Raw genomic sequence first — 12,376 nt, 5'->3', positions numbered from 1 at the left:
GCCGACCGCGGCGGCTCGCCGGCCAGCGCATCGATCACCCGCTGCCGGGCAGGCGTCAGGCGGACGCCGCGCGCGGCGGGATCGCCCTCGGCCAGGCGCAGGGCGGCGATCGGTCGGGGCGGCGTCAGCGCGGCCGGCACGCTCATCGCCATGCGCAGCACGGCCCCGGTGGGCGACAGGGTGTAGGCGGCGACCCATTCGACGAACCGGCGCAGAACCGCCGGCATCGGCGGCGCGTCGAGCCGGTCGATGACGTCTCGCAGGCGCGCCGCCTCGACCGCGCCTTCGCCCGGGCCCCAGACGACGCCGATGACCTCGCGCCGGCCGAGCGGCACGGTGACGAAGTCGCCGGGCTCCAGCGTCAGGCCATCGCCGGCGCGATAATCATAAGCCTCCGGCAGCGGCAGCGGAAGCAGGACCCGGACGAGGTCACGCCCGGCGGCCTCGGCCCCCACTTCGGGCGCCGTTTCGATTGCGCGGGAATTGGCATGGCGATCGGGCATGCGATACACTATCTTACGCACGCCGGTCAGGCCACGATAGGACGAGCCCCGGGGAAGAACCTAGGGGAGGACTGGGGGCTGTCGACGAGCGCCTCCGGGTGGACAGTGGCTGAGGCCAACGCATCCGCATCAGGCGCCGACCGTCTAACCGAAGAGCTCGGCACTTCCAAGGAAACGAAAGGCACATCGTAAAGCATCATGAAGTTCTTCCTCGATTCCGCCGATATCGGCGAGATCCGCGATCTGGCCGCGACGGGACTTGTCGACGGCGTGACGACCAACCCGTCCCTGATCGCCAAGTCCGGCGGGACATTCATCGACATGGTCAAGGAGATCTGCGCCATCGTCCCCGGGCCAGTCAGCGCCGAGGTCACCGCGCTCGATCACGAGACGATGCTGGCCGAAGGCCGGAAGCTCGCCCGGATCGCCGACAATGTCGCGGTCAAGGTGCCCCTGACGCCGGACGGGCTGAAGACCTGCAAGGCGCTGTCGAGCGAAGGCGTCCCGGTCAATGTGACGTTGTGCTTCTCGCCGGCCCAGGCGATTCTCGCCGCCAAGGCGGGCGCGAGCTATATCTCGCCCTTCGTCGGCCGCCTCGACGACATCGGCGCCGACGGGATGGCGCTGATCGCCGACATCGTGCAGATCTACAGCGCCTATGAGACGATCACGACGGAAGTGCTCGTCGCATCGATCCGACATCCCATGCATGTCGTCGAAGCGGCGAAGATGGGGGCCGATGTAGTGACCATGCCGCCGGCGATCCTGCGCCAGATGTTCAATCATCCGCTGACCGAAAAGGGACTGGCCGCGTTCCTCGCCGACTGGTCGAAGACCGGCCAGTCGATCCTTTAACGCCCAGTCCACTCGCGCTCAGGCAATTCATAGCGCAACAAAGGCCACGCCATGTCGCAAACGCCCGAGGACGCCGTCGGGATGACGAACCCGGATCATCCACAGGTCTCGGCCGCCCAGGTCATCGATTATCTGCGCCACCACCCTGACTTCCTGCAGCGCCATCCGGAACTGCTCGACGGTCAATTGCCGCCGGGGCGCTGCGACGGCGACCGGCTGATCGACCTTCAGCAGTTCATGGTGATGCGGCTCCGTCATGATCTCGCCCGGCTGCGCGCCGATCAGGACGACCTGCTCGCCAACAGCCGCGACAATCTCTCGACGCAGGATCGCGTGCACAGGGCGGCGCTGGCGCTTCTGTCGGCGCGGAGCTTCGAGCATCTGATCGAGACGGTGACGACGGACCTTGCCATCCTTCTCGATGTCGATGTGGTGACGCTCGGCATCGAGGCGACCGAGCAGTCGCCACATCGCGCCCGGATCGACGGCGTCCAGATCCTCGAGCCGGGCACGGTCGACTCGATCATCGGCCCGGACCGCGCCGTTCTGCTGCGCGACGACGTCCGCGGTGACGAGTTGATCTTCGCCGGCGCGGCCGGGCTGGTCCGCTCGGACGCGCTGCTGCGCCTTTCGGTCAGCCAGCGGACGCCGACCGGCGTCCTCGCCTTCGGCACGAGGCATCCGGGCTATTTCAATCCCGGTCAGGGCACCGAGCTGCTTGGTTTCCTGGCCCGCGTCCTCGAACATTGCATCCGGACGTGGCTCGATCTGCCGGAGTAATAGGGTTCGCCGCGGCGCCGGATCTCGCCGTCGGCGTCGAGCAATGGCAGCGCTGGCTGCGGCATGAGCGGCGCGCCTCGCCGCATACAATCGATGCTTATGTCCGCGATCTCGCCGGCTTCCTCGCCTTCCTGACCGGACATCTCGGCGGGCTGCCGTCACTCGCCGATCTCGCGGCCTTGCGCCGCGCCGATTTCCGCGCTTGGCTCAGCGCCCGCGCCGGCAACGGGCTCGAAAGCAGCTCGACCGCGCGGGCGCTGAGCGTGCTGCGCGGCTTCTTCACCTTCCTGGCGCGGCGCGGCCTTGTCGAGAACGCCGCGCTGTCCGGCATTCGCGCGCCGCGCCTGCCGCGATCGGTGCCGAAGGCGCTGACCGGCGCGGAGGCGTTCGACGCGCTCGACAGCGCCGCCGAGCTGTCCGACGAGTCCTGGATCGCCAAGCGCGATACCGCCGTCCTGACCCTGCTCTACGGCTGCGGCCTGCGGATCGGCGAAGCGCTGGCGCTCAATCGCGGCGATGCACCGCCCGCGACCGACCGGGTCACCGACCTCGTCATCACCGGCAAGGGCAACAAGCAGCGGACCGTGCCGGTCCTGCCGGTGGTCGCGGCGGCGGTCGCCGACTATCTCGCCGCCTGCCCGTTCGGCGGCGCGCCGGAGGATCCGCTCTTCTTCGGCGCGCGCGGGCGGCGGCTGGGTCCGCGCCAGGTGCAGCTTCAGATGGAGCGATTACGCTATCTGCTCGGCCTGCCCGAAACGGCGACGCCGCATGCGCTGCGCCACAGCTTCGCCACCCATCTTCTCGCCTCGGGGGGCGATCTGCGCGCGATCCAGGAACTGCTCGGCCACGCCTCGCTCTCGACGACGCAGCGCTATACCCATGTCGATACCGCCCGGCTGCTCTCGGTCTATGACGGCGCGCATCCGCGGGCGCGGCGGTGACGATGGATGCGTGCCGCGCCAGAGACGGCAGCCTCAAACGAGCTCATGTTGGAGAACCTGGCTCTTCTCCCGTTCGATCTGGCGCTTCAGATCTTCGGCCCGTGAGGCGTCGATCACCTTCTGGGCGGCGGGGAAGATCTTGTCCTCCTCGTCGCGGACGTGGTGCTGAATCACTCCCTTGAGCTCACCCAGCTTCCGCGCCCATTCCGGGCTGTCCTTGGAGCCCTTGCCGAGTTCTTCGAGTCTCGTCTTCACCTCGTCATGCTCCTTATGCGCATCGGCGAGGTACATTCGCGTTTCGTCGAAGTGCTTGAGCGCCGGATAGAAAACATCTTCCTCGACCTTGGTGTGCAGCATCAGTTCGCGCTTGAGCTGCAGGAACAGCTTGTCGCGGAGATCACCGCTGCTTTCTTGAAGGATCTGTCGGAAGATCTCGTCGACATTGTCGTGATCGTTCTTGATCAGCTGCCACAGGTCCATCGGACACCTTCCACGCCTCTTGCTGGGACAATGCCCTTTAGAACAGCAGGCCGCGGCGGTAGTTCCGAAGATTCTCCGGCCGTGCGCCCTCAGATATGTATCGGCCGGCCGTCGACGGCGAGGGCGGCTTCCTTCACCGCTTCGTTCAGGGTCGGATGGCCGTGGAAGGCGCGGGCGATATCCTCGGCCGAGCCGCCGAACTCCATCGCCATCACGCATTCATGGATCATCGTGCCGGCATCGGGGCCGATGATATGTACGCCCAGAACCCGGTCGGTCTTGGCGTCCGCCAGAATCTTGACGAAGCCGTCCGTGTCGGCGTTGGTGCGGGCGCGGCTGTTGGCCGTGAAAGGGAACTTGCCGGATTTATAGTCGACGCCGTCGACCTTGAGCTGCTCCTCGGTCCGGCCGACGCTCGCCACTTCGGGCCAGGTATAGACGATGCCCGGCACCGTCTCGTAATTCACATGCCCGGCTTGGCCGGCCAGCATCTCGACCAGCGCGACGCCCTCCTCCTCCGCCTTGTGGGCCAGCATCGGACCGGCGATCACGTCGCCGATGGCGTAGATGCCGGGCACGCTGCTTTCGAACCGCCCGTTAGTCTTGACGCGTCCCGCCTCGTCGCGCTCGACGCCGACTTCCTCGAGGCCGAGCCCATCGGTGAAGGGCCTGCGGCCGATCGCCACTAGGACTATGTCGGCGTCCAGCGTTTCCGACTCGCCGCCCTTCGCCGGCTCCAGCGTCAGCGTTACCGCCTTGTTCGTCTTCTTCGCGGCCGTCACCTTCGTGCCGAGCCGGAACTTGACGCCCTGCTTCGACAGGACCCGCTGGAACTGCTTGCCGATCTCGCCGTCCATGCCGGGCACGATGCGGTCGAGGAACTCGATCACCGTGACTTCGGCGCCGAGGCGACGCCAGACGGAACCCATCTCGAGGCCGATATAGCCGCCGCCGATCACGGCGAGATGGCCGGGCACCCGATCGAGCGACAGGGCACCGGTCGAGGAGACGATCCGCTGCTCGTCGATCTCGACGCCGCGCAAGGGCGCCACGTCCGAGCCGGTGGCGATCACGATGCGGTCGGTCGACAGCGTCTGGGTCCCACCATCGGCCAGATCGACCGCGATCTCGGTAGGCGAGGCGATGCGGGCGGCGCCCTTTATGAAGGCGACCTTGTTCTTCTTGAACAGCAGCTCGATGCCCTTGGTCAGCCCGTCGACGACCGTATCCTTGCGGCCCATCATCGTCTTCAGGTCGAGCCCGACCTTGCCGAGCTTGACGCCATGCGCGGCGAGCGTGTGATTCGCCTCCTCATACTTCTCCGAGGATTGCAGCAGCGCCTTGGATGGAATGCAGCCGACATTGAGGCAGGTGCCGCCGAGCCGGTCCCGCTTTTCGACGCAGGCGGTGCGAAAGCCGAGCTGCGCCGCGCGGATTGCGGCGACATAGCCGCCGGGCCCGCCGCCGATGATCACCAGATCGTACCGGTTGTTGTCCGTCATGATCGTGTCCTTGTCGCGAGGATGGGGTCGGATAAAGAAGGCTGAACCTATGGCGCCGGGCGCCGGCGCACCAGAACCGCGGCCCGCTCTCTGGCCTTGCCGTAGCGCGCCATGCCGTCGAAGTCCTTGCGCGGAACGCGCAGATTGGACATGTCGGCCGCGGTCTTGCCGCCCGCCACATCGACCCAAGGATCGTTGAGAGTGACCGCCTCGGCGTCGAGGCCGGTAACGACGACCCAATGCGGCACGTGATCGCCATGAATATAAAAGGTGCTGACCAGGACGATCGGCAGCCAGCCCTCGCGGGCCTTGCGCTCCAAATCGTCGGCGCCGAGACGGCCGTAGGCGACGGGAATGCCGCGCTCGCGCGCCTCGCGCAGATCGGTTTCCTGCACTAGCCGCATCACCTCGCGCTTCACGTCGCTGCGTGCCCGGTCGGCGAGCAGCACGCCTTTGTGATTCACGGTGACCTCGGCGTCGAAACCACGCCGATGGGCGGCGATGGCGAGGCCGAAGGCACCGCTGCCGCCATGGCCCGCCCCCATGAAGATGGTGGTCGCCTCACGCCAGAGCTGCATCTCAAGGGCGCGGCTCATCTCCACCGTCGGATCAAGCGCCTTCATCACCATCATCAGCGCGGACGGGCCGCAGGTGAAATCGAGGGTCTGCGCGTAATGCGGCACCGGCAGGAGGATCGGCGCGCCGACAGCCCCCTGTCCGGCGGCACAAGCGGCGCTCTGCGATGTTCTCTGATCAAGCGTGCTCACGCGGCGTCTCCCCTATCGGGCGGCCGGCGACGGATCGATTACATTTCCAGCAGGATCCGCTGCGGATCCTCCAGGCATTCCTTGACCCGGACCAGGAACGTCACCGCCTCGCGACCGTCGATGACCCGATGATCGTAGGACAGGGCGAGATACATCATCGGCCGGATCTCGACCTTACCGTCGACAGCGACAGGCCGCATCTGCGATTTGTGCATCCCCAGGATGCCGGACTGCGGGGGGTTGAGAATCGGCGTCGACATCAGCGAGCCATAGACGCCGCCGTTCGAAATGGTGAAGGTGCCGCCGGTCAGCTCGTCGATCGTCAGCTTGCCGTCGCGCGCCTTGCGGCCGAGCTCGGTGATCTCCGCCTCGATCTCGGCGAAGCTCATGCGGTCGGCGTCGCGTACCACCGGCACGACGAGCCCCTGCTCCGTCCCGACGGCGACGCCGATGTCGTAATGATTCTTGTAGACGATGTCGTCGCCGTCGATCTCGGCATTAACCGCCGGGATCTCCTTCAACGCGACGATGCAGGCCTTCACGAAGAAGGACATGAAGCCGAGCTTCACGCCATGCTTCTTCTCGAAGCTGTCCTTGAACTGGCTGCGGACCGCCATGATGTTGCTCATATCCACCTCGTTGAAGGTGGTCAGCATGGCGGCGGTGTTCTGCGCCTGCTTCAGCCGTTCGGCGATGCGCTTGCGAAGCCGCGTCATCCGGACGCGCTCTTCGCGCGCGCCGCCAGTGGGCGACGGTGGGGGCGACGGTGGGGGTGACGGCGCCGGCCGCGCTTCGGTCGGTGTTGCCGCCGGTTTGGGTTCGGCCGATCTAGCCTCGTCGGGCCGCCGCCGTTCGAGGAACGAGAGCACGTCGCCCTTAGTCAGCCGACCGTCCTTGCCGCTGGCGGGAATGGCACTCGGCTCCAGGCCGTTCTCCTCGACGAGCTTGCGCACCGCCGGCGCTAGGGACTCGGCAGCCGCAGGCTTCGGGGCCGGTTCCGGCGCTGCTGCCTTTTCTGGGGCCTTTTCCGGCGCCTTTTCCTGGGCGGGCGCCTCTGCCTTGGACGGCGACGGCTTCGCCTGGGCCGCCGCGCCGCCTTCGTTGATCAGGCCGAGCACGGCGCCGACCTCGACGGTCTCGCCCTGCTCGACGCGAATCTCGCCGAGGGTGCCAGCGGCGGAGGCGTAAACCTCCAGCGTCACCTTATCGGTCTCGAGCTCGACCAGCGGATCGTCGACTGCGATCGGATCGCCGACCGACTTCATCCATTGGGCGACGGTCGCTTCCGTCACCGATTCACCCAAGGCGGGCACTACGATTTCCGTCGCCATGACAATTCCGATCCAGCTTCGTTCCAGAGTCGCTAAGGCATCTTCAGATGGTCAACGCCGAGTCCACGAGCTGCGCCTGCTCCCGGTTGTGGCGCCGCAGCAGCCCCGTCGCCGGCGCCGCCGCTGCCGGGCGCCCGCAATAGATCAGCCGCCGCTGCTTCGAGCCGATCTCGGCCATCAGGGTCTCGACCTCCGGCGCGGCGAAGCTCCAGGCGCCCATGTTCTTCGGCTCCTCCTGGCACCAGACGATCTCGGCCTGGGGAAAGCGCCCAAGCTCCTGGGTCAGCGCCTTGCAGGGGAATGGGTAGAGCTGCTCCAGCCGCATCAGATAGATGTTCGACGAGCCGCGCCGTGCCCGCTCCTCGAAGAGGTCATAATAGACCTTGCCCGAGCAAAGCACGACCCGCTTCACGTCCTTATCCGCGTCCGGTTGCGCATCGTCCCACAGGACGCGGTGGAAGCTGGTGCCTTCCGCCATGTCGGCGAGTTTCGACACCGCGAGCTTGTGACGCAGCAGCGATTTGGGCGTCATCATCACCAGCGGCTTCCGGAAATTGCGATGCAACTGCCGGCGCAGGACGTGGAAATAGTTGGCCGGCGTCGTGCAGTTCACGACCTGCATGTTGTCCTCGGCGCAGAGCTGGAGATAGCGTTCCAGCCGGGCCGAGGAATGCTCCGGCCCCTGCCCCTCATAGCCGTGCGGCAGCAGCATGGTCAGGCCGGACATGCGCAGCCACTTGGCCTCGCCGGAGCTGATGAACTGGTCGATGATGACCTGCGCGCCGTTGGCGAAATCGCCGAACTGCGCCTCCCAGATCACCAGGGCCGTCGGGTCGGCCAGGCTGTATCCATACTCGAAACCGAGCACGCCCGCCTCCGAGAGCGGGCTGTCGATGATCTCGAACGGCGCCTGACCGTCGCCGACATGGTTCAGCGGCGTGTAGCGCTCCTCGCTCTCCTGATCGATGAGCGCGGCATGGCGCTGCGAGAAGGTGCCGCGCGAGCAGTCCTGTCCGGACATGCGGATCGGCGAACCCTCGATCAGCAGGGTTCCGAAGGCGAGCGCCTCGGCGGTCGCCCAGTCGACGCCCTCGCCGGTCTCGATCATCTGCCGCCGCGTTCCATAGAGGCGTGCAACCTTGCGGTTGGCGTGGAAGCCTTCCGGGATAGCGGTGATCGCGCGGCCGACATTCTTCAGGGTCTCGATCCCGACGGAGGTTTCGCCGCGCCGATCCTCGCCGGAGGCGATCTCGAGGCCCGACCAGGCGCCCTCGAGCCAGTCCGCCTTGTTCGGCCGGTAGCTGCCGGCGGCCTCGAACTCCGCATCGAGATTTTTGCGGAAGCGCTCGACCACATCGTCGGCTTGGTCGCGCGTCAGCGTGCCTTCGGCGACCAGCCGGTCGGCATAGATCTCGCGCACCGACGGATGGCCGGCGATCCTGCGGTACATCGCCGGCTGCGTGAAGGCCGGGTCGTCGATCTCGCTGTGTCCGAAGCGCCGATAGCAGAACATGTCGACGACGACGTCCTTCTTGAACTGCTGGCGGAACTCCATGGCGATGCGCGCGGCATGCACGACCGACTCCGGATCGTCGCCATTGACGTGGAGAATTGGTGCTTGGCAGATCTTTGCGACGTCCGAGCAATAGGGGCCGGAGCGCGCGTTCACCGGATTGGTGGTGAAGCCGATCTGGTTGTTGATGATGAAGTGGATCGTACCGCCCACGCGATAGCCCTTGAGCTCCGAGAGATCGAGCGTCTCGGCAACCAGGCCCTGCCCGGCGAAGGCGGCATCACCATGCAGCAGGAGCGCCATCGTATGCTCGCGGTTGACGTCGCCCTTCTGCTGCTGCTTGGCGCGGACCTTGCCGAGCACGACGGTGTTGACCGCCTCCAGATGCGAGGGGTTGGCGGTCAGCGACAGATGCACGGTCTTGCCGTCGAACTCGCGGTCGCCGGAGGTGCCGAGATGGTATTTCACGTCGCCCGAGCCCTGCACGTCCTCGGGATGCGCCGGATTGCCCTGGAACTCGGCGAAGATCGCGGCGAACGGCTTGCCCATGAAGTTGGCCAGCACGTTCAACCGGCCGCGATGGGCCATGCCGACGACGACCTCGCTCACCCCGAGCTGGATGCCGCGCTTCAGGATCTGCTCGAGCGCGGGGATGGTCGATTCACCGCCGTCGAGGCCGAACCGCTTGGTCCCGGTATATTTCCGGTCAAGGAACTGCTCGAACATCTCCGCCGCGGTCAGCCGGTCGAGGATCGCCCGCTTGCCCCGGTCGGTGAAGTCGGTCTGGTTGCGGATCCCCTCGATACGCTCCTGGATCCAAGCCTTCTGCTCGGGATCCGCGATATGCATGTACTCGACGCCGATATTGCCGCAATAGGTCTCGCGGAGAACCCGGACGATCTGGCGGACCGTGGCGGTTTCCAGGCCGAGAACATTGCCGATGAAGATCGGCCGGTCCATGTCGGCCTCGGTAAAGCCGTAGGTCCGGGGGTCCAGCTCGGGATGCGGCTCGTGCGGCCGAAGCTTCAGCGGATCGAGGTTGGCCTCGAGATGGCCACGGACCCGATAGGAGCGGATCAGCATCAGCGCGCAGATCGAATCCTTGGCCGCGGCGCGAACCTGATCGAAGCCCGCCGAGGTCGGAGCCAAAGCGCCATTGCCGCGGGCGCTCCGGGGCGTGGTCGGCGCCTCGACCTGCTGACCGTTTCCGGCCGACTCGTCCCCGATTATACCCGGGCGCTGTGGCGCCCAGCTGGCCCCGCGCAACTCCTGCAGGACCGAACGGGCATCATCCTGCAGGTCTGCGAAAAAGCTGCGCCAACTCGGGTCGACCGAGTCCGGGTCTTCTATATAGCGGGCGTAGAGTTCGACGATGAAGCTTGCGTTCGGACCGGAAAGGAAGGAGTTCTCGTAAGGTTGCATCTCTCTCGCTTACCTTCGTGCGACGGCTCCAATACTTGTCCCCAAGAATTGGAGCCCGAATCGCACGAGCCTCTTGAAAGTGCGCGGCCGGTAAGGCCCCGCCGCCTGACAATTCCGGCGACCGCACTTTATGGCGCGGTCAGCCTTTCATGACCCTTAACATAGTGCTCCCCAGGCTGGCAGGCGACTCGGCGACCGCAATGCCTGCACTGCGCATCGCCTCGATCTTGCCCGCTGCTCCTCCCTTGCCGCCGGAGATGATCGCCCCGGCATGTCCCATCCGGCGCCCTGGCGGCGCCGTGACGCCGGCGATGAAGCCGACGACGGGTTTCTTTTTCTTCTGGCTCTTCAGGAACGCCGCCGCGTCCTCCTCGGCCGTTCCGCCGATCTCGCCGATCATGATGATCCCGTCGGTCTCGTCGTCGGCCAGGAACAGGTCGAGGCAGTCGATGAAGTTCGTCCCGTTGACGGGATCGCCGCCAATCCCGATGCAGGTCGACTGGCCGAGCCCGGCCGTGGTGGTCTGTGCCACCGCTTCATAAGTAAGCGTGCCCGAGCGGGAAACAACACCGATCCGGCCACGGGAATGGATGTGACCCGGCATGATGCCGATCTTGCAGGCATCCGGCGTGATGATGCCGGGGCAATTGGGGCCGATCAGGCGGGTCCTGCTGCCGGCAAGCGCCCGCTTCACCCGCACCATGTCGAGCACCGGAATGCCCTCGGTGATGCAGACGACGAGTTCGACCCCGGCATCCTCCGCTTCCAGGATCGCATCGGCGGCGAAGGGCGGCGGCACATAGATGACCGAGGCGTTGGCGCCCGTCTGCCGCACCGCTTCGGCAACCGTGTCGAAGACCGGCAGGTCGAGATGGGTCGTGCCGCCTTTGCCCGGCGTCACGCCGCCGACCATCTTAGTGCCGTAGGCGATCGCCTGCTCGGAGTGGAAGGTGCCCTGCGCGCCGGTGAAGCCCTGGCAAATCACCTTGGTGTCGGAGTTGACGAGAACGGCCATCAGGCAACCTCACGCACAGCGTTGACGATCTTCTCCGCGGCATCGGCAAGATTGTCGGCCGACACGATCGGCAGTCCCGATTCCCGCAGGATCTTCTTTCCCAGCTCGACATTGGTCCCTTCGAGGCGGACCACCAGCGGCACATGCAGGCTGACCTCGCGCGCCGCCGCGACGACGCCCTCGGCTATCACGTCGCAGCGCATGATGCCGCCGAAGATATTGACCAGGATACCCTCGACGTTCGCATCCGAAAGAATGAGCTTGAAGGCCGTCGTCACCCGGTCCTTGGTCGCGCCGCCGCCGACATCGAGGAAGTTCGCAGGCTCGCCGCCATAGAGCTTGATGATGTCCATGGTCGCCATGGCGAGACCGGCGCCGTTGACCATGCAGCCGATATTGCCGTCGAGCTTGATGTAGTTGAGGTCGTGCCGCGCCGCCTCGAGTTCGGCCGGATCTTCCTCGTCCTCGTCGCGCAGCTCGGCAACGTCCTTGTGACGATAGAGCGCGTTGTCGTCGAAGTTCATCTTCGCGTCGAGGGCGATCACCTCGCCCGATCCGGTCACGACCAGCGGATTGATCTCGACGATGCTGGCGTCCAGCTCGGTGAAGGCCTTGTACATCGCGATGATGAACTTCGTGGCGGCGCCGACCTGTGGACCTTCGAGGCCGAGGCCGAAGGCGATCCGCCGCGCATGGTGCGGCATGATCCCGGTCGCCGGGTCGATATCCACCTTGAGGATCTTCTCCGGCGTCTTGGCCGCGACCTCCTCGATCTCGGTGCCGCCTTCGGTCGAGGCCATGCAAGTCACGCGCGAGGTCGCGCGGTCTATCAGCATGCCGAGATAAAGCTCGCGCTTGATGTCGCAGCCTTCCTCGATATAGACGCGCTTGACCTCTTTTCCCGCCGGGCCGGTCTGATGCGTGACCAGGGTCATCCCCAGCATCTTGGTCGCGGCGTCCCGGACGTCGGACATCGATTTCGCGACCTTGACGCCGCCCGCCTTGCCGCGGCCCCCGGCGTGGATCTGGGCCTTGACGACCCAAACCGACCCGCCTAGATCACGCGCTGCGGCTTCCGCTTCCTCGGCTGTATAGGCAACAGCGCCGCGCGGTACGGCGACGCCGAATTTCCTCATCAGGCCCTTGGCCTGGTATTCGTGGATATTCATCGGCCTGCTATCACGTTGCTATATTGGCGGCGGCGCCCAAGGTGCTCTGTTCGAGCGCGGCGCGTACTCTAGCACCTTCGGGGGGTGGTGCAAGCCTG

Annotated in this window: 11 protein-coding genes; 3 read left to right on the top strand and 8 right to left on the bottom strand. The window is 66.1% G+C overall.

Going from position 1 to position 12,376, the window contains the following annotated elements; all coding sequences use genetic code 11:
* Positions 1–503, bottom strand: a 503-nt coding sequence (locus tag DT069_RS18095) for a primosomal protein N' family DNA-binding protein (protein WP_483887792.1), incomplete at its 3' end; no start/stop codon positions are given.
* 198 nt (positions 504–701) lie between these two features.
* Here DT069_RS18095 and fsa point away from each other — a divergent pair.
* From fsa to DT069_RS18080, 3 genes are read left to right on the top strand one after another with little or no spacing between them, the layout of a single operon-like run.
* Positions 702–1,358 (top strand): fructose-6-phosphate aldolase, encoded by a 657-nt coding sequence (gene fsa / locus DT069_RS18090; RefSeq protein WP_119461710.1) that lies wholly within the window; start codon positions 702–704, stop codon positions 1,356–1,358.
* Between the two features lie 51 nt (positions 1,359–1,409).
* Positions 1,410–2,138: a DUF484 family protein gene (locus DT069_RS18085; protein ID WP_425450353.1), complete on the top strand. Its 729-nt coding sequence runs from the start codon at positions 1,410–1,412 to the stop codon at positions 2,136–2,138.
* Positions 2,117–3,079, top strand: a complete 963-nt coding sequence (locus DT069_RS18080; protein WP_119461709.1) for a tyrosine recombinase XerC — start codon at positions 2,117–2,119, stop codon at positions 3,077–3,079. Before DT069_RS18085 ends, DT069_RS18080 begins: the two co-directional genes overlap by 22 nt.
* A 33-nt stretch (positions 3,080–3,112) precedes the next feature.
* On the opposite strand, the gene DT069_RS18075 is transcribed toward DT069_RS18080, so the two are convergent.
* The 7 genes from DT069_RS18075 to sucC form a co-directional block, all read right to left on the bottom strand.
* Complete coding sequence (locus DT069_RS18075; RefSeq protein WP_119461708.1) at positions 3,113–3,559, bottom strand: hemerythrin domain-containing protein; 447 nt, start codon at positions 3,557–3,559, stop codon at positions 3,113–3,115.
* Between the two features lie 89 nt (positions 3,560–3,648).
* Positions 3,649–5,061 (bottom strand): dihydrolipoyl dehydrogenase, encoded by a 1,413-nt coding sequence (lpdA, locus tag DT069_RS18070; protein ID WP_119461707.1) that lies wholly within the window; start codon positions 5,059–5,061, stop codon positions 3,649–3,651.
* Positions 5,062–5,108: 47 nt separating this feature from the next.
* Entirely contained in the window at positions 5,109–5,828 is a 720-nt protein-coding gene (locus DT069_RS18065; RefSeq protein ID WP_119461706.1) for a peptidase C39 family protein, read from the bottom strand.
* Between the two features lie 38 nt (positions 5,829–5,866).
* The gene (odhB, locus tag DT069_RS18060; protein WP_119461705.1) at positions 5,867–7,159 is read right to left on the bottom strand and encodes a 2-oxoglutarate dehydrogenase complex dihydrolipoyllysine-residue succinyltransferase; all 1,293 of its coding nucleotides are present in this window, start codon (positions 7,157–7,159) and stop codon (positions 5,867–5,869) included.
* 43 nt (positions 7,160–7,202) lie between these two features.
* Positions 7,203–10,094, bottom strand: a complete 2,892-nt coding sequence (locus DT069_RS18055) for a 2-oxoglutarate dehydrogenase E1 component (protein ID WP_119461704.1) — start codon at positions 10,092–10,094, stop codon at positions 7,203–7,205.
* Between the two features lie 139 nt (positions 10,095–10,233).
* Complete coding sequence (gene sucD / locus DT069_RS18050; protein ID WP_119461703.1) at positions 10,234–11,109, bottom strand: succinate--CoA ligase subunit alpha; 876 nt, start codon at positions 11,107–11,109, stop codon at positions 10,234–10,236.
* Positions 11,109–12,278 (bottom strand): ADP-forming succinate--CoA ligase subunit beta, encoded by a 1,170-nt coding sequence (sucC, locus tag DT069_RS18045; RefSeq protein ID WP_119461702.1) that lies wholly within the window; start codon positions 12,276–12,278, stop codon positions 11,109–11,111. Before sucC ends, sucD begins: the two co-directional genes overlap by 1 nt.
* Positions 12,279–12,376 lie beyond the last annotated feature (98 nt).

The sequence above is a fragment of the Virgifigura deserti genome, from assembly GCA_003576685.1.
GTDB classification, from domain to species: domain Bacteria; phylum Pseudomonadota; class Alphaproteobacteria; order Dongiales; family Dongiaceae; genus Virgifigura; species Virgifigura deserti.
Note: the sequence above shows the minus strand (reverse complement) of the source record. Positions and strands in the feature narration are given on the sequence as shown.

Coding starts and splice junctions, on each gene's coding strand:
- fsa (WP_119461710.1), top strand. CDS start 702: ATGAAGTTCTTCCTCGATTCCGCCGATATCGGCGAGATCCGCGATCTG.
- DT069_RS18085 (WP_425450353.1), top strand. CDS start 1,410: ATGTCGCAAACGCCCGAGGACGCCGTCGGGATGACGAACCCGGATCAT.
- DT069_RS18075 (WP_119461708.1), bottom strand. CDS start 3,559: ATGGACCTGTGGCAGCTGATCAAGAACGATCACGACAATGTCGACGAG.
- lpdA (WP_119461707.1), bottom strand. CDS start 5,061: ATGACGGACAACAACCGGTACGATCTGGTGATCATCGGCGGCGGGCCC.
- odhB (WP_119461705.1), bottom strand. CDS start 7,159: ATGGCGACGGAAATCGTAGTGCCCGCCTTGGGTGAATCGGTGACGGAA.
- DT069_RS18055 (WP_119461704.1), bottom strand. CDS start 10,094: ATGCAACCTTACGAGAACTCCTTCCTTTCCGGTCCGAACGCAAGCTTC.
- sucD (WP_119461703.1), bottom strand. CDS start 11,109: ATGGCCGTTCTCGTCAACTCCGACACCAAGGTGATTTGCCAGGGCTTC.
- sucC (WP_119461702.1), bottom strand. CDS start 12,278: ATGAATATCCACGAATACCAGGCCAAGGGCCTGATGAGGAAATTCGGC.